The sequence below is a fragment of the Flavobacterium sp. genome, assembly GCF_044338735.1.
In the GTDB taxonomy this organism is placed as follows: Bacteria; Bacteroidota; Bacteroidia; order Flavobacteriales; family Flavobacteriaceae; genus Flavobacterium.
The window spans coordinates 1-23,402 of the sequence record NZ_JBIIWV010000001.1 but is presented as its reverse complement, the minus strand read 5'-3'; the positions used below and the strand labels follow the sequence as shown (position 1 = coordinate 23,402).

The following is a 23,402-nucleotide window of genomic DNA, read 5'->3' as shown; positions in this document are numbered from 1 at the left end:
ATGTGACTATTTTAACAGATGTTTTTTGTTTGTTTCTAGGACAGTTTAACAACTTTAAGACAGTTAAACGTTTATAAAAGTATTTATCAATAATTTTCTTAGAGCTTATCAAATAGATTTAAAATCTGATTTGAATTTTTTGAATTTTAAGTAATTATATATGAAAAATAAAGAGTTTAAGAACAACAACATTACAAAAATGATATCTAATGAAAATAAATCTATACAAAAATACACTATTGCATATGATAAAATTGGGACAAATACACCGCTAACAGTAAGCAGTTCTTTTTTATTTAATCTACTAAGTACAGATATAGAATGATTAAAAACGTAAAAGAAATGGATTATAAAAATTAAAAAACTATTTGTAACATTTAAACTACGATTGAAAAATGGTCTAAATAGCGAGACATCCATATAAAATAAAAATAAATAAATAAGAATTAAAAATATAAAAATTAAATAAGATGTTATTAAATCTTTCTTCCAAATATTCAAAACATCGTGATGACTTTTTGAAAATAATAGTTTAGAATAAATTGGAGACTTTGAATACACTAAGAAAGTAGAAAACGAAAGAAACAATGCTGCTATTTGAAGCGTTACTCCTAATTTTCCAGAAAACAAAGCTCCCGTTTTATCGTAAAACAATGGAATCAATGCTTGCCAAGTAAAATAACCAAAAAGGGATTGAATAAATACATTAAAATGAAAAGGAAAAATCTCCTTAAAATATTGAAAAATAATTCTCTCACCAAAGATTAAAAATTTAAAAGTCCTCCACTTGAAAAATATAAAAATTACACTTGAAAAAAAAAGGGATGAATAAAAAAATAAAAGGGAATGTATTCCAAAATCACAAGTGATAAAAAAGAACAGACAACCAGTTGAAAATAAAAGCTGAATTGTTCTAAACAAGTATAAGTTATAAAAATCACCTATTCCTTCAAGAAACAACCAAAATAAATTAAGAAAAAAATTTAAAACAACAATAAAAGATATAGAAATTAGCAGATTAAATAATTGACTATCTTCTCTAAAATTTAATGAAAAAATTACTGAAATAAAAAGTAATATAAAACTAAGAATTGAATACCATTTTAAAAAAAAATAAAAATAGCCTCTAATTTTAGAAATTTTGTTACTTTGTAAATGGTCAGAAACGGTATTCTTATACTCTGTCCAATCCCTTAATATTACATTGCTCATTACGGGAATAATTCCTAAATCAACAAAAGATTGTAAAGCAACCAAACTTAAAATTAAATAATATTGTCCTTGCTCTTTAATTTCAAACAAATTAGTAACAATAAACAATACTATCAATCCAGAAAACACGGTGGTTAATCTATAGATAAAAACAACTAATGTGTTTTTATTGCTTAAAAAATTTATAAAGTTCAAATTATATACTGTTAAATGCCTCTTTTAAATGCAAACTTTTCTGGATTTGCTGTTTTAATTTTTTTGTGTTTCTTTACCACGTTGAGATATTTAAACGTTGGAGATAAAATTGGAGAAGTTAAAGAAAGAAATTGCAATGTTTTTATAAAAATTATAATTTTCAACTTATAATTGTCTCCGGGTTTTAAAACCTTACGAAAGTTTAAAACTGCAAAACTCCTAAAATCTTTAGTGTCTAATAAAAAATGCTTTAAAAAACCAAGAAATAAATAAAATCTTGTTACTTCTTTTAATCTAAGGGGTTTGTAGTCAGAATTTATGTATTCAGAAGAAAATATTTTTTGAAATGCAAGGATAATTTCAAGGCCTTCCTTAGAGTCCCAATACAATTGTGTGCCATGAACAGCCTGATTATAAAATGAAAAAGGAACAATTCTTGTTGGTAAAGAATTATAAGTTGAAAAAAAAAGGTGCAAATGTGGCCAAGGGATAATTTTATCTGTTTCTAGTTCAGACATTTTTTGTACTAGAAAAGTTGGTACTATATGCTTTCCTATAAAACCTAGAGAAATTAGGCCTTTTTTTTCTAAAATAGTACTAAATTGAATTTTATCATACGTTCCAACATTAGACAAATTAAAACAATCTTTACTGTTATCATTTTTAGAAATACCAATATTCCAGAAAAAATCTTCTTCTATTTTAAGTTGCTCAATTAAAGAGCTAAATTGATTAACATCAATGCCGTCGTCATCTCCGATAAGGAGCGTATATTTGCCTTTAGCAAGTTTAACTACTTCCTTAACATTCGCAGTACCTCCTTTATTATAGGGTTGCCTTATCGAATTAATAGTAAACAAACTGTCCCACTTTTTAATTACTTCACTGGTATCATCAGTTGAACAATTATCGGAAATACATATTTCTATGTCATGCCTGTTTACTTTCACCAATTCATGCAATTGCTGTAATAAATTATTGATATTGAGACTACGGTTAAAAGTGGGAATGCATATAGATACTATAAAACTCATTTAAATGCTTTTAAAAAATAATTACTATTATAAAATAATATAAGGTTGAAATTTACTAGTAGAAGAGGGTAATAAAATAACCTTTAATTCTACTATTTTTTTGAGTATTATAATCTTGAATCTATACTGCTTTTTGGAAGCACGCCTTTTACATCATACACAATTCCTTGAGGGGTTAGAGAACGTAAATCCATGTCTAAAAACAATTTATGTGCTACTGCTAAAACTACCGCGGTATATTTTTCAGAAGGTTTTTTATTTTTAATATCTATATCATACGTGCGCTTTACTTGTGCAGCATCGGCCCACGGGTCATAAATATCAACTTGAATATTTAGGTCTACTAACTCGTTGTAAATATCAATAACTCGGGTATTACGAATGTCTGGACAATCTTCTTTAAATGTAAAGCCAAGCAATAAAACTTTACGTTTTGTGTCATTTGTGTTTTGGCGTGTCATTAGTTTTAAAACTTCAGTAGCCACATATTTCCCCATCGAATCATTAATCCTTCTTCCAGCTAATATGATTTCGGGATGATATCCAACTTCTTGAGCTTTTTGAGCTAAGTAGTAAGGATCAACACCAATACAATGTCCGCCCACTAAACCAGGTTTAAAGTTGATAAAATTCCATTTAGTACTTGCTGCTTCCAATACCTCATGTGTATCAATCCCAATTAAATTGAAAATCTTACTAAGTTCGTTAACAAATGCAATATTGATGTCTCGTTGACTGTTTTCAATTACTTTGGCGGCTTCTGCTACTTTTATACTAGAAGCTTTAAATGTCCCTGCTGTTATTACTGATTTATATAATTCATCAATTACATTTGCAATTTCTGGAGTAGAGCCACTTGTAACTTTTAGTATATTGGTTACGGTATGCTCTTTATCGCCTGGATTAATTCGCTCTGGTGAATACCCACAAAAAAAATCAACATTATAAACTAATCCACTAATTTTTTCAAGTACTGGAACCATTTCGTCTTCAGTTACACCAGGATATACTGTTGATTCATAAATTACAATATCTCCTTTTTTGAGAAACTCTGCAATTGTTTCACTTGCCTTAATTAGCGGAGACAAAACGGGACGATTATGCTTGTCGGTGGGTGTAGGTACTGTAACTATATAAACATTACAATCGTTTAATATTTCTTTTTTTGTGGTTATGTGTAACCCAATTTCTTTAAAATTATCTGTATCTAAAACTGATTTCAAAAAATCGTCTTGGATTTCAAGTGTGCTATCATGGCCAGAATTTAATTCATTTATTCTCAAAGAATTTATGTCAAAGCCTATAACTTTATATTTTTCGGCAAATGCCACAGACAATGGAAGACCAACATAACCAAGTCCTATTATTCCGATTTTTTTTTCAATTTTATTCATATTAATTTTTAATTTTTAAAAACCAAACTAGTTAGATATTTTTCAATACTATTTAAACAGTAAAAAATTTATATTTCGTAGTTTATTTAATTGCATTAAAGCTGATTCTAAGTTTCACAAAAAAGCTCAATTTTATTAATTAGCATTAATTTTAAAAGATAATTTTAATTTAGATATTCTCTTATTACTTTTAAAATATAATCATAATGGGACTCATTTAAACCTGGCCAAACTCCCAACCAAAAAGATTGGTTCATAATTGTATCTGTGTTCGATAAATCACCAACTACTCGGTGTTTTATATTAGCATAAGCAGGTTGTCTTAATATATTACCTCCAAATAATAAACGAGTTCCTATTTTGTTTTTTTCTAAGTGCTGCACTAGCATATGTCTATCATTTGCATCACCATCGCGTAAAGTTAACAGGAAACCAAACCAAGATGGTTCAGCATGTTCTGTAACTTCAGGCAGAATAAACACATCTTCAAATTCTTTCATTTTATTATATAAAATATCGAAATTTTCTTTACGTTTTTTTACAAAAGCATCAATTTTACTAATTTGAGAAAGCCCAAAAGCGGCTTGCATATCGGTTACTTTTAAATTAAACCCAATATGAGAATAGGTATATTTATGATCATAACCATAAGGTAAAGTACCTAATTGTTGCCCAAAACGACAACCACAAGTATCGTCTTTACCGGGTTCGCAATAGCAATCACGTCCCCAATCACGGAAACTCTCGGCAATTTTAGCTAGGATTGGATTATTAATTAAAACGGCTCCTCCTTCTCCCATAGTGATGTGGTGGGCAGGATAAAATGAAAAAGTAGCTATATCGCCAAAAGTTCCTGTTTTTTGTCCTCTGTAGGTAGCGCCTAAAGAATCACAGTCATCTTCTACTACCCAAAGATTATACTTTTTAGCAACACGCATTACCTCATCTAAATTAAAAGGATTTCCTAATGAGTGTGCTATCATTATCGCTTTTGTTTTTGGACTAACTGCCGCCTCTATCATCTCAACTTTTACATTGTGAGTAGCAATATCTACATCAATAAATACTGGGATTGCTCCGTATTGAATAATGGGATTAACAGTAGTAGGAAAACCAGCGGCTACAGTAATTACCTCATCTCCAGGCTGAATGGCTCTTTCGCCTAATTTAGGTGATGTTAATGCATAGAAAGCAACCAAATTAGCAGATGATCCTGAGTTAACTAATAACGCTTTGTGTACTCCAAAATATTGGGCAAAATCATGCTCAAATTTATTAGCAAAACGACCTGCTGTTAACCAACCGTCTAAAGCGGCTTCTACTCCCATCAAAATATCTTCTTCATCCAATACTTTTCCTGTAACGGGTATGTAATTTTCTCCAGCAATTATATCTTTGCTCGAATTTTTTTTTGCGATTTCTCTTAAACTAGTTAAAAGATTGGCGTCTGTTAAATTTACTAGCATATTAACCTAATTTTTTTATTTTATCTGCATGCTTAATAGGGTGTAAGAAAAAGAAATTTGTTTCCACAGTGTCTTCATCTATTTTTTCTATAAGTTTTAGTTTATGATTTTTGTTGACATAGCATTTATATCCTAACTTATCAAAGAAAGTTATAATTTCATTTGGATGGTATCCGAATTTTGCCGCCCATTTTCGTAACATCTCAGAAAATACAATAGGTTTATATTTGTTTATGCTCTCTTCGCCGCCCAAAAATACCATTAGCTCTGCGCCTTCAACATCACATTTTATAAAATCAAGTTTAGAAATATTTTTCTCTTTAATAAAGTTGTCAATTGTATTGGTTTGACATTCTAATTTCAGCATGTTTTCATTCTCAGTAATATTTATAGAAGAAGACGCGCCTGTTACATTTGGTGAATAAAAAAAAGTTAGTGTTTCAATTTTGTTAGATAACGCAACATTATTTAAATGAATATTATTAACTTTGTTTAATTCTGTATTTCTCTTTACCTTATTAAAAGTTTCTGGAATAGGTTCAAAAGCATAAATTACACTATTTGGGTTTTTTTTAGATAAGTGATTTGAATACCAACCAATATTTGCGCCAATATCAAAAATAACATCATCACTATCTACTAATTTATAAAGCATTTCTGAATCTTCCTGTTCATACATATTAAAGTTAAATGCCTCTACAGGTGTAATGCGCTTATCTAAAACATCTATATAAAATTTTGCTCCACCAGGATGTAATTCAGTTTTTCGCGATGTAAAAATAACTTGTCCGTCTTCAATCTCTATTTTTGAAATTTCTGTATTTCTCAAATTTTCAGAAAAATCAAAAAGCACACTATGTAAATTATGCATTGAATTCACAAATTCAATTTTATTTATTTCGTTTTTTTTAAATTTAATTTTTGTTTCTTTTATGTTCATATTTTTTAAATTTTATTATTCAGATTTTAATAATTTATTCCATAAAATAGTTCTAGATATAGCTTCATCAATTGTAAATATTTCTTTAAAATTAAATTCTTTATTAATTTTATCAGTATTTGGCACTAATTTAGAAACACTTAAATAATTTTCTTTTGATGATTTAGAGAGTACTTCTATTTCAGAAGGCGAATGATTTTTTATCTTAAAAGCTAAATCATTTAAAGATATTGGAGTATTACTTCCTAGATTATAAATTTCCCCAATTTTACCATCAATTAATGATTTTAAAATACAATATGCCATATCGCTTGCATAAAGATAACTTCTTTCTGTCATCCCATTTCCTAAAATTCGAATCGGGCCTCCCAAAATAGCGTCTCGAATAAAGCTATTAATTGCCCATGGTTTTTCAATATCTTGATATGGTCCTATAAAAGCAAATGGTCTTAAAATAATTATAGGTAACCTTAAATTGTTTTTAAAATAAGAACATAAAGTTTCTGCTATTCTTTTAGACTCGGCGTAACAATTAGATACATTAAGCGCTTCAAAAGATCCAAAAGAATTTTCGGTTAATAGTTGTTCCGTTTCATTTTTTCCGTAAACTTGATGTGAACTTAAATGCACTATTTTTATTAAATCCTGAATTCGTGAAGCTGAATCTAATAAAGATTGTGTTCCTTTATAAAATGTTTCAATTGTTTTCAATGGATCAGAAACATGTTCCCTACTGTCTGGTGAACCTGCTGCATGTATAACATAATTTACATCACTTGGTAAATCGTGTAGATACCGCACATCTTGCTCTATTAAATTAATAAAAGATTTTTCTGCCAAGTGAGGAACTTCTTCTTTAAACTTAACAATATTTCGACCTAATAAATATAGTTTTATATTTAGATTGCTAGTGTAATTTATATAAGATACCATTTCTGAAATCCATTTACCAATAAAGCCCGTTCCACCTGTAACTAGAATTGATTTACCGTTTAAAACTGAAAAACACTCGATTTCTACACATGACTTTTTACAGTCATCAAAGACAATTTTATTTTTAGCTGAACTCATTATTTACGATTTCTTATTAAATCCATTACAACCTCTATAATAATATCTTCCTGACCTGCGACAATTTTTCTTTTTCCCAGCTCACGGTAAACATCCCTTGAATCTACTTCATATTCACTTGAAATTCTTGTAACGTGTTTTGAAAAACCAGAAAAAACGCCTGATAATCCACTAACGATACTGTCTGATTTAATGATTGGAACAGTAGTAACAACTTTTTCCTCCGCTACATCAGATGCATCAAGAATTTTAAACAAATCTATACCCGTTACATAATCCATTTTTTCTAAAACAGCAACCAAAACTTCAATTTGTGCGTTTCCAGCTCCAGCTCCAAAACCTCTAGCGGTTGCATCAAGCATTTTTGCTCCTGATTCAATTGCCATTATAGAATTGGCTATAGCCATCCCAAGATTATTGTGTGCATGGAAACCTACAGGAACTTTTAGCCCGTTCACTAAAGCCGATATTTTTTCTTGTACGTCCGAAGGCAAATATGCCCCTGCTGAATCCATAATTATTATTCCTTCTGCTCCATAAAGTTCCATTTTTTGGGCTTCTTCAACTAAAACTTCTGCAGATGCCATATGACTCATCATTAACACACCGAATGCTTCTTTACCTCTTTCTCTCACATATCCTAAATGACGTTGTGTAATATCGGCTTCCGTACAATGTGATGCTACTCTAATTACATCAACTCCAATATCGATAGCGTTAACCAAATCTCTCTTTATGGTAGCAAACCCTGGAATTACGTGAATTCCTAGCTTACTTTTACTAAGATGCTTTCGAGCGGTTTCAAGCATGTCTTTATCTGTTTCTTTGCTAAGACCAACTTGAAGTGAAGAGGCTCCTAAACCATTACCGTGACCAACCTCCACAATTGGAACACCTGCCTTATCCGCTGCCGCTGCATAAATAGCAATCTGTTCAATACTCAATTGATGTGCACAAGCATGATTGCCATCACGTAATGTAGAATCAGTTATTAATATTTGTTTAATCATGGTGTTTTATTTTATGTTTGAAATTTTTTTTGAATATTGTTCTGCAACTGCAATTGCTGCACAATTTATAATATCCAAATTACCTGCATATTTCGGCAAATAGTCGCCTAACCCTTGTGCTTTAACCATAATAACTATTCTTCCATTTTCAAAAACTGGCGGAACCAATAAACTATATCCGGGCACATATTCTTGTATTTTTTTTATCATTACGTCAATCTCTTTTTGTAGATAATCCATATCTGGATTTTCAACTTGCGCAAAGATGGTAGTCTGCATATCTATACATGGATTAGCAGGATTCAAATTTAAAATTGCTTTTGTTCTTGGAACATTAGAAAAATGTTTAATAGCATTTTCTGTTGTATCTACATATTCATCTAAATTTAGTCTAGTGGCCGGCCCAGCACTTCTGGAAGCAATACTAGAAACTACTTCGATATATTTTACGTTTTTTTGTGTTTTACCAATTACATGGGCAATAGGAATTGATGCCTGACCACCACAAGTAATCATATTTACATTTCTGTACTCTAAAACTTCATCTAAATTAACAGCTGGAATACAAAATACTCCAATTTTAGCAGGAGTCATATCTACAACTATCTTTCCTAATTTATCTATAATATCCCAATGAATTTTAGCGTCTTTAGCAGATGTAGCATCAAAAACTAAATCAATTAAATCTGAGTTTTTAACTATTGCATTTATACTTTCATCTGAAACCTTAACTCCCATCGCAATGGCTTTAGCCATACCCGGAGAAGATAAGTTTCTTCCAATAAACAAGACACATTCTAAGAATTCGGAACGTTGCGTTTTTATTAATAAATCAGTCCCTATATTTCCACTTCCTAATATTGCTACTCTAAGTTTTTTCATTTTTATAATTTATTTAGATTCAATCGCAACTGACTTAGGATGCAATCCGTTTAACATATTTTCTTTCAATTGTTCTCTTGAAATAAATGGAGATAAATCTTCTAAAGGAGGAGATATTAAACTCCCATCACTTTGAATCGCCAACCCTAATTTTGGAACAAATAATTGGTTGGGATGCATAAATACTTCACAAATTACTGGGCCATTTATTTCTTGAACCTGAGGAATTATATTTTCAAAATCTTCCCAAGTTCTAATTTGAAATGAAGGAATTCCGAAAGCTACAGCTAATGAACTAAAATTAGGACAAGTTACTCCAGAATTACTATCAACACCGGCTCTTCTTCCATTAAAAAGGGCATTTTGTGTGTGTTTAATCATTAAATAACCATCGTTATTAAAAATAAATAACTTAATAGGCAGTTTATAATGCACTATGGTTTGTAGTTCTTGAAGATTCATCATCATACCTCCATCACAATTTAAACACATTACCTCGCCTTTCCCTCTTGCAATCGAGGAACCAATAGCAGCAGGCAAACCATACCCCATCTCACCTAATCCCGTGGACGTCATCAATCTTTGTTTCTTGCCAATTTTCAGCACTTGATGTCCGCTTAAAAGTGCTGTCCCCATATCTGTGGTTATATGTTGATCTTCTTTTAAATGTGAATTTAATTTTTCCATAAATTTATATGAATTAATAAATCCATCTTTATCAGGATGATCTAAATCATTTACCCAAGGATAATCTAATTTATATTTATTGCAAATTTCAATCCAACTCGAATAATCTAAAGATTGATTCAAATTAATATTCAATAACCCACTTATAAAATCTTTGGCATCGGCATTTATTGAGAACTTATATCTTTCTTTATATTTATCTAATTCATATTTATCAATATCTACAACGGCAATATCTGCATCACGTGCTAATTCGCTTATATCATATCCTATCTGAGAAATTGCCATTCTGGTTCCAATACAAATCAATAGGTCACAATTCTGAAGTATAAAATTAGCGCAGCGTTGCCCATAGGTTCCAGCTCGTCCATAAACCAATGCGTGATGGGAGTCAATTGAGTCTATACCTGCCCATGTAACTAGTGAAGGAACATTAAATTTCTCCAATAAGGGCTCCAATAATTGTTCTGCATTTGCTAATCTTATACCATTTCCAAACCAAAACAGAGGACGTTTTGCTTTTTTCAATCCTTCCAAAATGGATTCTATGTTATTTGTTAATTCTTCATCGGAGTTCAAATTTAAATCAGGTAACTCTGAACTATTAAAACGCAACAAATCGTTTGAGGAAACATTTGTAGATTGTAAATTCAATGGTATATCAACCCAACATGGTCCAGGTCGTCCGTGTGCAGCTATCGCATAAGCCTTTTCTAACTCATATATAACCAAATTAGGGTTTAATGCTTGTGTCGCATATTTGGTAACTTTTTCAACCATAGCTGGACTATCATATCCTTGAACACCCCACATCCGAAGATTTTTGTGTGAATCAACAAATTTTGAATGTTCATTTCCAGAAATAATAATTCCCGGAATTGAATCTGCCCAAGCACTAACAACTCCTGTAATTCCATTTGTAGATCCAGCACCTGTTGTAAGTATAGCTGCGGTTACTTTACCATTTGTTCTGTAATACGTTTGCATCGCCATACAGGCAGCTTGTTCATGATGTACACAAATGATTTCAGTATACCCTTTTTTCTGTATGGAATCAAAAATATGAGCGTTACCTGCCCCTATAATTCCAAAAACGTGTTTTATTTCTTTTTCTTCTAAAAAATCTGCTATTAAATCTGAAACTTTCATACTATTTATTTATAACTTTCTATAGTCCTTTTAAAACCTTCTTGTACCGCAACCAAAGGACGCCAATTTAGTTCTCTAATTTTAGTAATATTTGGCGAGTTGCTTTTTAACGGACTCTTTAAATAATTGTTACTATTATTGATAACTTTTTTAATTACTTGTAATTTTTTGTGGGGATACAAATCAACTAATATGTTAGCTAATTTTAAAACGCTATATTCTTCCTCTGGATTACCTACATTATATGCTTCGCCATTTTTCCCTTCTAAAAGAACTTTAATAAATGCAATGGTTGCGTCTGACAAATAGCAAAAAGCCCTTACGGCAGCACCATCACTATGCATACAAATATTTTGGTTATTTAAAATGTCTGATACAAAATCTGCATAAACACGTCCATCATCTAACTTCATTCCTGGTCCATAAGTATGAAAAGGTCTAACAATTTTAATTGGAACATCAAACTGATGATGATAACTAACGCATATGTTTTCTCCCATTCTCTTACTTTCGGCATAACAAGATCTTACATTGGTTGGATTTACATAGCCAAAAGTATTTTCATCAATTGGAATTTGACTTACATCAAGCTCGCCATAAACTTCTCCAGAACTAAAAAATAAAAATGATTCAACTTTATTTTCTCTAGCTAGTTTAAGTAAATTAAATGTCCCTAAAACATTAGCACTTAATGTTCCTACAGGATCTATCCCATAGTATTTTGGGCTTGCTTGACTTGCTGCATGAATTATAAAATCTATTTTTGTGCTAAGTTGAATTGGATTTGAAACATCTTGAACAATAAATATTAAATTTGGATTTTCGGAATAAGCTTTAAATCTGATTTTAGCATTATCTATACTTCTCACCAAGGCAACAACTTTTACATTATTTGATGGATTTACAAAATTTAAATACAATAAAGTTTCTACCAAATAAGCAGGCAGAAAGCCATTAGCTCCAGATATTAAAATCGTTTTATTAAAGAATTTTGACCAATCAATATCTGAATTAAAAATAGTTCTCAAATCTTCCTTAATTATAGTATTTGAGTTCATATTTATGTTATAAAATTGTGTATTTGTAATGTAGTAAAATCATTTATTTTGTTTTTGTCTAAACTAAACATACTATACCAATCAATAGTTAAGTTTACTGCTTGTTTGGCATTCATTTTAGGCAACCAGTTCAGCTTTAATTTGGCTTTTGTGATATCTAATTTTAGCATACCTGCCTCGTGTGGCTGGCTTTCATCGTGTTCAACTTGATATTCTCCAGAACCCCAAGAAGCTGTGGCTAGTTTAACCATTTCTTCTACTGACAATGCATCTTCTGATTCTGGACCAAAATTATAAGCCTGCCCAAATTCAACAGGTTGATTTTCAAGATGCATACCTAAACTTAAGTATCCAATAACGGGCTCCAATACATGCTGCCAAGGGCGAATGGCATTCGGATTTCGAATAACGACCGTTTTATCGACCATCAATGAACGAACAATATCAGGAATTAATCTGTCTTTCGACCAATCTCCTCCTCCAATAACATTTCCTGCACGAGCCACGGCAATGCCCTTTAAATGTTTGTTATAGTTTACAAAATTAAAAAACGAATTACGATAGGAATCTATCAATAATTCTGCACAGGCTTTACTGGCGCTGTACGGATCGTAACCACCTAACTTATCATTTTCACGATATGGATAATCCCATTCATTGTTATGATACACTTTATCTGTAGTAATCAAAACTACACTACATTTTTTTTTTAATAAATTAACCCCATCCAAAACATTTGCCGTACCGATTACATTTACTTCAAAAGTTTCGGCTGGAATCTGATAAGACAACCGAACCAAAGGTTGTGCCGCCAAATGAAAAATAAAATCGGGTTGAAAAGCAACTATTTCAGATTCCAATCTTTTCTTATCTCTCAAATCCGCAATAACAGAGTGGCATAATTGTTCGCCCTCAATCAAATTAAATAAATCATTCGGGGTATGTGGCTCTAAAGCATAGCCTTTGATTTCTGCGCCTAATAAAGACAACGTCTTTAAAAGCCAAGCCCCTTTAAAACCAGTATGCCCGGTTAAGAAGACTTTTTTTCCTTTATAAGTGTTTTCTAATTGCTGAAAATTTACCACGTTTTCCATTGTGCGTTATCCGAGTTCCACATTTCTTCTAATTCAACACGGTCTCTCAATGCATCCATACATTTCCAAAAACCGTTATGCTTGTATGCTGATAACTGATTATCTGCAGCAATAACTTCCAAAGGTCCTTTTTCCCATTGAATATCGTCCATCTCACCATCTAAATATTTAAATATCCCTGGTTCTAAAACAAAAAAACCTCCATTTATCCACATCCCATCACCTACTGGTTTTTCAACAAAAGTACCTACTTCACCGGCTGTGTTAATTTCTAAATTTCCAAAACGGCCCGGTATTTGAACACTTGTCAATGTTGCTAATCGTCCATGGGCTTTATGAAACGCGAGCAATTCGTTAAAATTAACATTGGCAACTCCATCACCATAGGTTAACATAAATGTTTCGTCTTTTACATATTTTTGTACGCGTTTCAAGCGTCCTGCTGTATTGGTATTCAAACCCGTGTCAATCAACGTGATTTTAAATGACTCCGATTCTGTATAATGAACCTTTATGTTATTATTTGCTAATTCAATTGTTACGTCTGAATTGTGTAGGTAATAATTGTAAAAATATTCTTTAATATAGGTTGCTTTGTAGCCTAAACAAATAATAAAATCATTGTATCCAAAATGTTCATACATTTTAAGAATATGCCATAAAATGGGTTTGCCCCCAATTTCCACCATTGGCTTAGGCCTGGCTTCAGTTTCCTCCATTAAACGTGTACCAAAACCACCTGCAAAAATTACTACTTTCATTTTTATACTTCTTAAATTACTTCTAAACTAATATTGTTAGTCAAGGGATAACTGCAACATAGCAAAAAATCGTCTTGCGCTAAATCTTCTCTTTCTTTTGTTAATCCCAACATTTTTAACTGTCCTTCTTTTAATTTTGCTTTACAGGTATTGCAATTCCCTGTTTGACATGAATAAGGTATCTCTATATTATTATCTAAAGCAACATCTAAAACACTTTTGCCTTTTGGAACAAAAATTTCTGATTGTTGCCCTTGAAAATCGATAATTACTTTTGAATCTTCAACATCATAGAACTCTTTCGGGTCAATAACCATTTCGAATTCTTCAGTAAGTATAGCTGATAACGGAACAGATAAATTAATCAATGCGTTTTTAACCGTTTCTTTTAAACCACTTGGCCCACAAATGAAATGTAGACTTTCTTTGCAATTGATATTTTTAGATACCAGATCAGATACAAAACTAGAAGAAATTCTTCCCTTAAATCCTTCTTTTTCATCTATTGTATCCTCTTGACTATAAAAATTTGATAATTTGAAATTAGAATTATACTTTTCTTGTAGCTGAACCAATTGATCCAAAAATATAGTTGAGGTCTTATATTTATTACCATATACTAAATGAATTTTAGTATTGGGCTGAGTGTTCAATATTTCTTTAGTAAGAGAATACAACGGAGTAATTCCACTTCCAACACCCCATAAGTATATTTCTGTTTCTGGATTTATTGCATTATAAATAAAATCACCCATCGGCTCCATAACTTCAACTACATCCCCGGCTTTCAATTCTTCGTTAATATAATTAGAAACGATTCCGTTAGGTACTCTTTTTACGGTTGCCTGTAAAGCGGCATCTACTGATGGTGCTGATGAAAAAGAATAAGGGCGAGCATATTTTCTTCCATTAATTCTTAAAATTAAAGTAATGTATTGCCCCGCTTGGTATTTTATTTTTCGTAAACCCGGCTGTTTGAAACAAAGCGTAATGGTATCCTCCGTTTCTTTATGGATTTCTTGAATAGTTAAAGTATATTGTTTCAAAATATATTTAATAAATTATTTATCTATTCACTAAAAGAAATACTGTGTATACATAAATACTACATTTTTGTTAATTGATTTTTTGAAATTTACAACTCACTTATATGAAGTTTAGATTTTCAATATTAAAAACTCTAAAAAACGTGTAATAATTAAAAAAATAAAAGTACAAATATTAATTATTTTTTGTGGCAAATAAACCCGCTATAAGCAAACCTATGTAACCAAAACCAACAACTGCTATTTACTTTAAATTATGAAAGTACCAAGAAACCGCTTCTTTAATTCCAGCTTCTATTGAGAATTTAGGATTGTATTCTAAGTTATTTTTAGCTTTTTCAATACTGGCTAAAGAATGAGGGATATCTCCCGCTCTATTAGGTCCATATATTACCTCCACCTCAGCAATTTTTGGGTCAAACTGCGCCAAATTATCTTTTAATAATTGGACTAATTGAGTAAGGGTTGTTCTGTCTCCAAAAGCCGTATTGTAAACTGTATTTACAGCTTCAGGATTTTCAGTTAACATAGCCAATTCATTCATTTGAATAACATTGTCTATATAAGTGAAATCTCTAGAGTAATTTCCATCTCCATTAATCACAGGGCTTTCATAGTTCATAAACTGCATAACAAATTTAGGTATTACTGCGGCATATGCTCCATTTGGATCTTGTTTGCGACCAAATACATTGAAATAACGTAGTCCTATAGTCTCAATCCCATACGTTTTACTAAAAATTTCAGCGTACAATTCATTTACATATTTGGTGATGGCATATGGAGAAAGAGGTTTACCTATTACGTCTTCCACCTTTGGCAATCCCTGCGAATCTCCATAAGTTGAGGAGCTAGCAGCATAGATGAAACGCTTAACTTTAGCATCACGTGAGGCGGTCAACATATTTAAAAATCCTGAAACATTCACATCGTTTGTTGTAACAGGGTCATTTATAGAACGAGGTACAGAACCTAAAGCGGCTTGATGTAGAACATAATCAACTCCCTCAACTGCTTTTTGACAATCTTCAATATTCCTTATATCTCCTTCAATCAATGTGAAATTCGGATTATTTATAATAGAATCTAAATTATGCAAATGTCCTGTTGCAAAATTATCTAAACAGACAACTTTAAATTCTTTTTGAATAAAATAATCGCAAAGATTTGACCCTATAAAACCTGCTCCCCCTGTTATTAAAATTTTACTCATTTCACGAAATTAATTTAGTCTATTATTTCAACAACCAACTTGACGATTGAATTTTATCGCCCAACCCATCTAGTAATGTTATTCCCAATGTTTTACAAACTGGTGCTTCGGGTATGGAATTATTGTTTTGGTCGCCACCATTAGCAAATGCCAATTGGTAGTCATTATTTAATTGTTTGTGTATAAATTGTATGGTGGCACAAACGGTTCGGTCTTCATCTATAGATAGAAACACTTGGTCTACACTTTTAATGTTGGACACGATAAATACCCGCTCGTCTTCTTTTTGAAATTCTTTACTGCCTTTTAAAGCACGTTGTTTGTCGTTGTTGACAATTACAATAAGATAATTGCCTAACGCTTTGGCATTGTTGAAATATTCAATATGACCTTTGTGGATGGGGTTGAAATATCCGGAGACTATTATGGCTTTTTTCATTTTAGTTTTTTTGTTTCAGGTTTAATGTTTCAGGTTTTGCTGCGCTTTGTTCGGCTTTGACTCCTTTTTCCATCAGAAGCAGTAGTCAAGTATTCCTTGACAACTGAATCGGCTTGAAGTTCTTTTTCTTTAAAAACATTATTAATATGAAGACTAATATTTTGTTTGGTAGCCTCAAAAAGATGTGCCATCTGAGCTTGTGTAAGCCAAACGGTTTCATCTTCAATCCATACTTCTATAGATGATTCTAAATGATGATTAGGTTGGTATATTATTTTATCTTTAATCAATTGTTTTAAGTTAAGCTTTGTTTTATTCTGATGCAAATAGGTTCAAATTTTCAAATTGACGCATTATCAAATTGGCACATTGTGTAATTGTATAATTATTTTCCGTTGTTCTCGATACATTTTTTACAAAATAGCTTGGGCAATTTTATAAAAAACACTCGAAGTGACGATTTTGGAATTAGTTAATTAGCGGATTAGCGAATGAAGGAATGAGCGAACTTTGCTACTTTTCACTTTGCTACTTTGCTACTTTGCCACTTTTCACTTTTCACTTCTTAATATATTGAACAACGAATTTTCAAATCTTCAAATTGCCAAATTATCAAATTAACTACCCGAAATTTCTTTAAAAATCCTTCTTATTATCAATCCTAAAATGGTTAAAAAACCAGCTAAGATGCCGCCTAATATAATTCCTTTCGCTTTTCCGAATTTTTCTTTTGGTAACGGTAAAATAGGCTGATCGATGACTTGTATTAATGGAGTTTCTTTACGAAGGGTTACTTTGGCTAATTCAGTTTGTTTTACAATTTCGTTTAATATAGCGGTGTTGGCTTGCACATCTACTTGACGTCTGGCCGAAGGAACGCGTTTTACGTTTAGAGCCGGGTTTAATCCGAATGTGTTGTCATTTGCGACGGCTACACCTGTTATCGCGCCATTAAGTTCGCCACGAATGGAATCGGTTTGGCGTTCTAAGATATCCATATTTTCTTTAGCGCGTTTACTTTTGGTTTCTATATAGAAATTGGTAACGGTTTGCGTCAATGCTAAGTTAAACTGTTGCGCAAAATATTCGTTAGTGCCTTTCATAGTAATGGTTCCAATGGCTACCTTTTTATCTTTTTGTTCTACAACAAGGGCGTTTTTGGATAAATCCGAATAAATTACACCAAAAATGCTGTCTTGTGCTCTGGTAAATTTAGTTCTATCGGAATTAGGTAAAAATGTAAGGCTTTTTAAAGCAGGATTTTCATCCCAGTTTTCACGCCACTTCTTATCTTTTATGTACATTTCGGCTAAGGAAATGGTTTTGCTGTTTTGTAATACGGGTGCTAATAACGTTTGCTCTACCATAGCACGCGATTTAAATAATTCCATTAAGTTGGATCCTGAAAACGCCCCGCTATTGCTTCCTGCGCTTCCAAAATCTAATCCGAATGAACTGGCCAAACTTCCTAATCCACCTCCTGCGGGTTTTCCGTCTTCTAAAGCATAAGTGAGTGTGGCAGTATATACTGGTTTTTTGTAAAACGAGTAGCCCAAACCTAGAAGGGCGCCAACGATTCCGGCTAAAACAATTGTTTTCCATTTAGAAAGTAAAAAAACATACCATTCTTTTGCTTTAAGAAGGAGTTCTTTTAGGGTGATTTCGTCGTTTGGTGTTTCCATTTTTTCGGGTATTAGGTTAAAGGTTTTGTGCGTTAGGGTTTAGCTAATGCCCTTTTACTTTTTAGTTATACTTGTTTTTATTTTAACCGCAATGTTCGCAAGGATTTCGCAAAGGACCAAGTGAGTATTGGGTTGTTGTTATATCAGTTGACTGAGGCTCTTGAAGTCTACGTTTGATTAAGTAATACTGAACAATAAATATTGAATAACGAATTTTCAAATTAACTAATTAACTCCACGGCTTCGCCTGGTCAGTCCCATTTTTGGGCTAACAATTTTGGTTTATAAACCTATTTGGTTTACTTATTCTTGTTGAAAAACCAATACCCCATTGCCTTCATAATACTTGGTAATATGAAAGGTGATGGTTTTTTGTATTTCGATTTCAATTTTTGGTTTCAATTGTGCAAGGTACTTTTCGTCAACTACATCGCCTTCAATCACTACATCTATTTGGCCCGAATCGATGCCTTTTGCATAATCGCCAATTAAAAAAACACGGTTGATTGAACCAATTCTATCTACAATTGATTCAATAATATCATCTAACCCAATGTGTTTCCTTACTATTTGTTGTAATAATGAGAAAAACGGGTGTTGTTTGTTTGCTTTATAAATAACTTTTGATTCTTGCTCCTTGCGTATAATAAACCCTGCTTCGGACAGGTTGTTTAGTTCTTTACGAATGGAATTGGTGTTTTCGTGCATTTCGGTGGCCAATCCTCTCAAATAGCCGTCGTTTGCTGTATTAATGAAAAACTTCACTAATAAGCGCAACCTAGTTTTTGAAGTAATTAAATTTGCAAGCATGCAGAATTGGATTGAATAACAAAAGTACTCTTATTTTTTATATTTCAAATTATTTTTGAAAAAAATAGCAAAAAAAGTAAGGTTGCTAAACATCAGATTTCAAATATTGATTAAAGGATTTAATGTTTTGCTTTAATTCGCCTTTAGTAGCTTTGGAAAGGGCTACTTTTTTTACCAATTGATCCTTTTAGATTGCCTTTAAATAATAACGACGATAGATGATTTATTGCCAAAACTGATCCACTTTAAACAGGTTAAATCCTTAAATTTTAGGCTTACTTTTTTTATCAAGCTCCATTCTGCTTCTGGTATCAGGGTTTGAAAAATAGGGTTCAAATCTGCTGTTTTCATTTTGTAAATTTACTAATAAATATCTTTTGAAGTTAGGATATTATATCATTGATTTAAGTTCAACTTTGTTCATTTTTCCAATGTCAGTAAAATGCCTAAGGATTCCAATACCAATTGAATTTTAGAATTTGTGGTAGTTTTTATTACCCCTTCTTGACCTTTAAAAGGACCTGACGGAATAATTAATTTATCTCCGCGCTGCAGTGCTGTTTGAATTACTTTAGTATAATCTTGTGCAAGATACTCTTTCAATTGATCAATTTCAACTTGTCTAATAATAGCAGGTTGACCCAGCCAAAAGACATAACGCACCACACCTGATACTACAAAAACTTCATTGCGCCTAGGTTCGGTAATTTTCACGAATATGTAGGAAGGTAATACGGGAGTTGTCACTTTTTTCTTACGATCGCTCCACTGTTTAGTGGTGGTAACTGTAGGACAATACGCTTCTATACCTATAGATTCTAATTTATCGGCGACTTTCTTTTCGTTTCGAGGCTTTGTGTAAATAGCATACCAATTCATTTCGCAAATATACTCTATTCACTGAAATATTGTTCAAAAAGTCACTATTAAACCATTGAAATTTTCAATATAATTGGAATCTAAGCACCCTGTTTGACCTTAAGAAGTTTTTAGTATATTTGCAACATATAATTATTAGTATCGAACACATGAAGCGCATTATATTGGTTTGTTTTTTTAGTCTATTTGTTACAGTATCATTTGGACAAGAGTTTTTAAAAGGGTCTGATTTAAGTCAGGTCAGAGCCGCTCAATTTTCGGAGGCCCAAATTGCACAAATTGGCAAGGAACTCAAAGCCAACCAAATGACCATAGAACAAGCAGAACCCTTGGCCTTAGCCAAAGGGATGTCCGCCTCGGAATTCACACAGTTAAAAGTTAGATTACAATCCAATACGGTTGTGCCTACCGAAGTCAAAGAAGAACAGAAAAAAGCAGGTGCTGTAATTACTCAAGACGGAAGTGTATTGGCTGCTAAAAATGTAGTTGTTTTTGGATCCGAATTGTTTACCTCAAAAAGCTTATCCTTTGAACCCAATCAAAACATGCCAACTTCTTCCAACTATATTTTAGGGCCTGGAGACGAATTAGACATCAACATATATGGGGTTCAACAGTTTAATTTTACAGGATTAGTATCAAAAAATGGAACCATAAATATTCCAAATGTAGGTGAAGTGTTTGTGAGCGGTTTACCTTTTGAAGCCGTTAAAAGCAAACTGCAAAAACAAATTTCCAGAATTTATTCAACTGTTGCTTCTGGAAGCAGCAAAATTTCGGTAAGCGTTTCAAATTATCGTACTATTTTAGTTACTATAATAGGTGCACAACAATCGGGTAATTACAGATTGAGTGCCATGAGTTCGGTTTATAATGCTTTACATGTTGCAGGAGGTCCTAGCGATATTGGAAGTTACCGAAAAATAGAATTAATTAGAAATAATAAAATTATTCGCACCATTGATTTATATCGTTTTTTAACCAAAGGTGACCAAAGTGATAATGTTTCCCTTACGGATAATGATATGATTCGAATCCCAAGTTATGAAGCCCGAGTTACGCTAGAAGGAGAAATTAAAAGACCTGGTATTTTTGAAGTTGTAGCAACTGAAAATTTACAACAAATTATTACATATGCTTCAGGATTTACCGATAATGCTTATAAAAATAGAATTTTAGTCAAACAAAAAACAACCAGTGAGTTAAAGGTAACCGATTTAAATGAAAAAACATTTGCTAATTATATGCCTAAAGCAGGTGATTTAATTAGTGTAGATAAAATTTTAGATCGTTATGAAAATCGAGTACAAATAAAAGGAGCGGTTTATCGTCCTGGCGAATATAGTCTTTCTAACCAATCAGCAATGACCATCAAAGATTTGATTGCTAAAGCAGATGGACTTAAAGAAAATGTATATGTAAAGAAAGCTTCTCTTATTCGTCAAAAAGAAGATTTTACAAAAGAATATCTTAACATCAATTTACAAGATGTATTAAATGGTGATGCGTCTGCTAATCTCGTTTTGCAAAAAGAAGACGTGCTACTCATTTTTTATAATCAAGAACTTCTTGATACCTATAAAATATCAATTGATGGTGAAGTACGTAAACCCGGAACTTATAATTATGCAAACGGCATGACACTTTATGATTTATTACTTGAATCAGAGTATTTTACAGATGAAGCGGCGAGTAATGTGACTGTTTTTAGAAATAAAAAAGATGCTGTTTTTAACCCTAATGATAAGGAAAAAATAATTTCATTTGATTTGAATATAGATCCTAAAAACCCAGAACAAGCATCTGGATTTATTTTAGAAGCACAAGACCATGTTGTAGTTCGACGTATCGTAACATTTGAAACCCCTCAAATGGTAAAAGTTACTGGAGAGGTTTTATACCCTGGTGCCTATGCTATTGTAAAAAAAGAGGAACGTGTTTTAGATTTCATTACTAGAGCTGGAGGATTAACTGATGAAGCAGATGCTAATGCTATTAAAGTAATACGAAACAAATTAAATATTCCAATTGATTGGGAAGAAATTTCTAAAAAACCGGCAAGTTCACGCAACTTATTTTTAGAACTTAACGATTCTATTAGTATTCCTAAAAAGAAATTGACAGTAATTGTTTCTGGCAATGTTATGTTTTCTACAGAAGTGCCTTATAAAAAAGGGAAAGGTCTTAAATATTATTTAAGTAACTCTGGAGGTGTTAACGATAAAGGCTGGTTGAAGAAAGTTTATGTAGTTCATGCAAATGGCTCAGCAAGTACTTGTGGTTCCTTTTTAGGATTTAGAAGTTATCCAAAAGTGTTACCAGGTAGTGAAATTATTGTGCCAGAAAGACCAGAAAGACAAAAAACAAGTACGGGAGAAATTGTAGGAATTTCAAGTGTATTGGCCAGTTTAGCTGGAATACTATTAGCAGTATTTAGATAAAATCTGTTCAAAAACTTCTTATATAATTTAATTTATAAAAATTAATTATCTTTTATAAAGAAAAAGCCTTTACTAAGTAAAGGCTTTTTCTATTCTCTTCTAAGAATTAACTCCCAATTGCTTTATACACAAAACCTATTTTTTCCAATGCTTTTCTATCCAAAATATTTCGACCATCAAAAATGAATGCAGGTTTCAACATTTGATCATATATTTTTTGCCAATCATACGATTTAAACTCATCCCATTCTGTTAAAACAGCAATTGCATGTGCTTGATGACACGCTTCATAGGGATTATTAAAAACTTTTAGTTGTTTTTGATTCTCGTTAGGTAATCTTGAACCTAGATAATCTAGATCAGATAATATTTGTTTTTCATTTACTTTTGGATCAAAAACAGCAATATTTGCTTGTTCATTTAGCAAGTCATCTGCAACAAAAATAGCAGCTGATTCTCTTGTATCATTTGTATCTTTTTTGAAAGCCCAACCTAAAAAAGTTATTTTTTTACCCGCAACAGTATTATACAATGTAGTACTAATATTTTTTGCAAATCGTCTTTTTTGATGGTCATTCATGATTATTACTTGCTCCCAATAGTCGGCTACTTCATCAAGTCCATAAGATTTTGCAATATATACTAGGTTCAATATATCTTTTTGAAAACAAGATCCTCCAAAACCTACTGAAGCTTTCAAAAATTTTGGGCCAATTCTACTATCTAATCCAATTGCTTGAGCAACTTCATTCACATCGGCACCCGTTTTTTCACATAATTCGCTTAGTGCATTAATTGAAGAAACTCGTTGCGCTAAAAAAGCATTTGCTGTTAATTTAGATAATTCAGAAGACCATAAATTAGTTGTTATTATTTTGTTCTTTGGAACCCAATTTGAATAAACCTCAACTAATGATTGAATTGCCTTTTGTCCTTCTA

The 23,402-nt window shown here is 31.9% G+C and carries 22 protein-coding genes; 1 reads left to right on the top strand and 21 read right to left on the bottom strand.

The features are described 5' to 3' along the window. Positions 1-108: 108 nt before the first annotated feature. From ACIQZC_RS00110 to ACIQZC_RS00015, 20 genes are all read right to left on the bottom strand, one after another. The gene (locus ACIQZC_RS00110; RefSeq protein WP_396137199.1) at positions 109-1,302 is read right to left on the bottom strand and encodes a hypothetical protein; all 1,194 of its coding nucleotides are present in this window, start codon (positions 1,300-1,302) and stop codon (positions 109-111) included. A 116-nt stretch (positions 1,303-1,418) separates the two neighbouring features. Further along, a complete protein-coding gene (locus tag ACIQZC_RS00105; protein ID WP_396137198.1) occupies positions 1,419-2,441 on the bottom strand; it encodes a glycosyltransferase family 2 protein in 1,023 nt (340 codons plus the stop codon). A 107-nt stretch (positions 2,442-2,548) separates the two neighbouring features. Continuing rightward, on the bottom strand, positions 2,549-3,835 hold the full coding sequence (locus ACIQZC_RS00100) for a nucleotide sugar dehydrogenase (protein ID WP_396137197.1): 1,287 nt from the start codon (positions 3,833-3,835) through the stop codon (positions 2,549-2,551). A 164-nt stretch (positions 3,836-3,999) separates the two neighbouring features. Continuing rightward, positions 4,000-5,301 carry a lipopolysaccharide biosynthesis protein RfbH gene (gene rfbH, locus ACIQZC_RS00095; protein ID WP_396137196.1) on the bottom strand — a complete coding sequence of 434 codons (1,302 nt, stop codon included), beginning with the start codon at positions 5,299-5,301 and terminating at the stop codon, positions 4,000-4,002. Position 5,302: 1 nt separating this feature from the next. Further along, positions 5,303-6,241 carry an FkbM family methyltransferase gene (locus tag ACIQZC_RS00090; protein ID WP_396137195.1) on the bottom strand — a complete coding sequence of 313 codons (939 nt, stop codon included), beginning with the start codon at positions 6,239-6,241 and terminating at the stop codon, positions 5,303-5,305. A gap of 15 nt (positions 6,242-6,256) precedes the next feature. Then, positions 6,257-7,312, bottom strand: coding sequence for an NAD-dependent epimerase/dehydratase family protein (locus tag ACIQZC_RS00085; RefSeq protein ID WP_396137194.1), 1,056 nt, complete (start codon positions 7,310-7,312; stop codon positions 6,257-6,259). Next, positions 7,312-8,322 carry a 4-hydroxy-2-oxovalerate aldolase gene (dmpG, locus tag ACIQZC_RS00080; protein ID WP_396137193.1) on the bottom strand — a complete coding sequence of 337 codons (1,011 nt, stop codon included), beginning with the start codon at positions 8,320-8,322 and terminating at the stop codon, positions 7,312-7,314. The genes ACIQZC_RS00085 and dmpG overlap by 1 nt, the downstream gene beginning before the upstream one ends. Before the next feature lie 6 nt (positions 8,323-8,328). Further along, on the bottom strand, positions 8,329-9,204 hold the full coding sequence (locus tag ACIQZC_RS00075) for an acetaldehyde dehydrogenase (acetylating) (RefSeq protein ID WP_396137192.1): 876 nt from the start codon (positions 9,202-9,204) through the stop codon (positions 8,329-8,331). Between the two features lie 9 nt (positions 9,205-9,213). Beyond that, positions 9,214-11,040 (bottom strand): thiamine pyrophosphate-binding protein, encoded by a 1,827-nt coding sequence (locus ACIQZC_RS00070; RefSeq protein WP_396137191.1) that lies wholly within the window; start codon positions 11,038-11,040, stop codon positions 9,214-9,216. A gap of 5 nt (positions 11,041-11,045) precedes the next feature. After that, positions 11,046-12,098, bottom strand: a complete 1,053-nt coding sequence (locus ACIQZC_RS00065; RefSeq protein WP_396137190.1) for an NAD-dependent epimerase/dehydratase family protein — start codon at positions 12,096-12,098, stop codon at positions 11,046-11,048. 2 nt (positions 12,099-12,100) lie between these two features. Then, the gene (gene rfbG / locus ACIQZC_RS00060; RefSeq protein ID WP_396137189.1) at positions 12,101-13,192 is read right to left on the bottom strand and encodes a CDP-glucose 4,6-dehydratase; all 1,092 of its coding nucleotides are present in this window, start codon (positions 13,190-13,192) and stop codon (positions 12,101-12,103) included. Next, positions 13,177-13,953, bottom strand: a complete 777-nt coding sequence (gene rfbF, locus ACIQZC_RS00055) for a glucose-1-phosphate cytidylyltransferase (RefSeq protein WP_396137188.1) — start codon at positions 13,951-13,953, stop codon at positions 13,177-13,179. Before rfbF ends, rfbG begins: the two co-directional genes overlap by 16 nt. An 11-nt stretch (positions 13,954-13,964) precedes the next feature. Next, positions 13,965-14,999, bottom strand: coding sequence for an FAD-binding oxidoreductase (locus ACIQZC_RS00050; RefSeq protein ID WP_396137187.1), 1,035 nt, complete (start codon positions 14,997-14,999; stop codon positions 13,965-13,967). Between the two features lie 244 nt (positions 15,000-15,243). Beyond that, positions 15,244-16,212, bottom strand: coding sequence for an SDR family oxidoreductase (locus ACIQZC_RS00045; protein ID WP_396137186.1), 969 nt, complete (start codon positions 16,210-16,212; stop codon positions 15,244-15,246). Positions 16,213-16,234: 22 nt separating this feature from the next. After that, a complete protein-coding gene (locus tag ACIQZC_RS00040) occupies positions 16,235-16,651 on the bottom strand; it encodes an adenylyltransferase/cytidyltransferase family protein (RefSeq protein WP_396137185.1) in 417 nt (138 codons plus the stop codon). A 29-nt stretch (positions 16,652-16,680) separates the two neighbouring features. Further along, positions 16,681-16,941, bottom strand: a complete 261-nt coding sequence (locus tag ACIQZC_RS00035; RefSeq protein ID WP_396137184.1) for a virulence protein — start codon at positions 16,939-16,941, stop codon at positions 16,681-16,683. Positions 16,942-17,268: 327 nt separating this feature from the next. Continuing rightward, complete coding sequence (locus ACIQZC_RS00030; protein WP_396137183.1) at positions 17,269-18,333, bottom strand: Wzz/FepE/Etk N-terminal domain-containing protein; 1,065 nt, start codon at positions 18,331-18,333, stop codon at positions 17,269-17,271. Positions 18,334-18,636: 303 nt separating this feature from the next. Next, a complete protein-coding gene (locus ACIQZC_RS00025; protein ID WP_396137182.1) occupies positions 18,637-19,143 on the bottom strand; it encodes an ArsR family transcriptional regulator in 507 nt (168 codons plus the stop codon). Between the two features lie 198 nt (positions 19,144-19,341). Next, entirely contained in the window at positions 19,342-19,494 is a 153-nt protein-coding gene (locus ACIQZC_RS00020) for a hypothetical protein (protein ID WP_396137181.1), read from the bottom strand. Between the two features lie 69 nt (positions 19,495-19,563). Then, positions 19,564-20,022 carry a UpxY family transcription antiterminator gene (locus ACIQZC_RS00015; RefSeq protein WP_396137180.1) on the bottom strand — a complete coding sequence of 153 codons (459 nt, stop codon included), beginning with the start codon at positions 20,020-20,022 and terminating at the stop codon, positions 19,564-19,566. A gap of 149 nt (positions 20,023-20,171) precedes the next feature. Between ACIQZC_RS00015 and ACIQZC_RS00010 the strand changes: the two genes are divergently transcribed. Beyond that, positions 20,172-22,463: an SLBB domain-containing protein gene (locus ACIQZC_RS00010; RefSeq protein ID WP_396137179.1), complete on the top strand. Its 2,292-nt coding sequence runs from the start codon at positions 20,172-20,174 to the stop codon at positions 22,461-22,463. 106 nt (positions 22,464-22,569) lie between these two features. Here ACIQZC_RS00010 and ACIQZC_RS00005 read toward each other — a convergent pair. Beyond that, the coding region (locus ACIQZC_RS00005; RefSeq protein WP_396137178.1) for a nucleotide sugar dehydrogenase at positions 22,570-23,402 on the bottom strand (833 nt) is incomplete at its 5' end.

Excerpts from the sequence above, each read along its gene's own strand:
- ACIQZC_RS00100 (WP_396137197.1), bottom strand. The coding sequence starts at position 3,835 with ATGAATAAAATTGAAAAAAAAATCGGAATAATAGGACTTGGTTATGTT.
- ACIQZC_RS00015 (WP_396137180.1), bottom strand. The coding sequence starts at position 20,022 with ATGAATTGGTATGCTATTTACACAAAGCCTCGAAACGAAAAGAAAGTC.
- ACIQZC_RS00030 (WP_396137183.1), bottom strand. The coding sequence starts at position 18,333 with ATGGAAACACCAAACGACGAAATCACCCTAAAAGAACTCCTTCTTAAA.
- ACIQZC_RS00105 (WP_396137198.1), bottom strand. The coding sequence starts at position 2,441 with ATGAGTTTTATAGTATCTATATGCATTCCCACTTTTAACCGTAGTCTC.
- rfbG (WP_396137189.1), bottom strand. The coding sequence starts at position 13,192 with ATGGAAAACGTGGTAAATTTTCAGCAATTAGAAAACACTTATAAAGGA.
- rfbF (WP_396137188.1), bottom strand. The coding sequence starts at position 13,953 with ATGAAAGTAGTAATTTTTGCAGGTGGTTTTGGTACACGTTTAATGGAG.
- ACIQZC_RS00070 (WP_396137191.1), bottom strand. The coding sequence starts at position 11,040 with ATGAAAGTTTCAGATTTAATAGCAGATTTTTTAGAAGAAAAAGAAATA.
- dmpG (WP_396137193.1), bottom strand. The coding sequence starts at position 8,322 with ATGATTAAACAAATATTAATAACTGATTCTACATTACGTGATGGCAAT.
- ACIQZC_RS00045 (WP_396137186.1), bottom strand. The coding sequence starts at position 16,212 with ATGAGTAAAATTTTAATAACAGGGGGAGCAGGTTTTATAGGGTCAAAT.
- ACIQZC_RS00010 (WP_396137179.1), top strand. The coding sequence starts at position 20,172 with ATGAAGCGCATTATATTGGTTTGTTTTTTTAGTCTATTTGTTACAGTA.
- rfbH (WP_396137196.1), bottom strand. The coding sequence starts at position 5,301 with ATGCTAGTAAATTTAACAGACGCCAATCTTTTAACTAGTTTAAGAGAA.
- ACIQZC_RS00065 (WP_396137190.1), bottom strand. The coding sequence starts at position 12,098 with ATGAACTCAAATACTATAATTAAGGAAGATTTGAGAACTATTTTTAAT.
- ACIQZC_RS00085 (WP_396137194.1), bottom strand. The coding sequence starts at position 7,312 with ATGAGTTCAGCTAAAAATAAAATTGTCTTTGATGACTGTAAAAAGTCA.
- ACIQZC_RS00020 (WP_396137181.1), bottom strand. The coding sequence starts at position 19,494 with ATGAAAACAGCAGATTTGAACCCTATTTTTCAAACCCTGATACCAGAA.
- ACIQZC_RS00075 (WP_396137192.1), bottom strand. The coding sequence starts at position 9,204 with ATGAAAAAACTTAGAGTAGCAATATTAGGAAGTGGAAATATAGGGACT.
- ACIQZC_RS00040 (WP_396137185.1), bottom strand. The coding sequence starts at position 16,651 with ATGAAAAAAGCCATAATAGTCTCCGGATATTTCAACCCCATCCACAAA.
- ACIQZC_RS00025 (WP_396137182.1), bottom strand. The coding sequence starts at position 19,143 with ATGCTTGCAAATTTAATTACTTCAAAAACTAGGTTGCGCTTATTAGTG.
- ACIQZC_RS00090 (WP_396137195.1), bottom strand. The coding sequence starts at position 6,241 with ATGAACATAAAAGAAACAAAAATTAAATTTAAAAAAAACGAAATAAAT.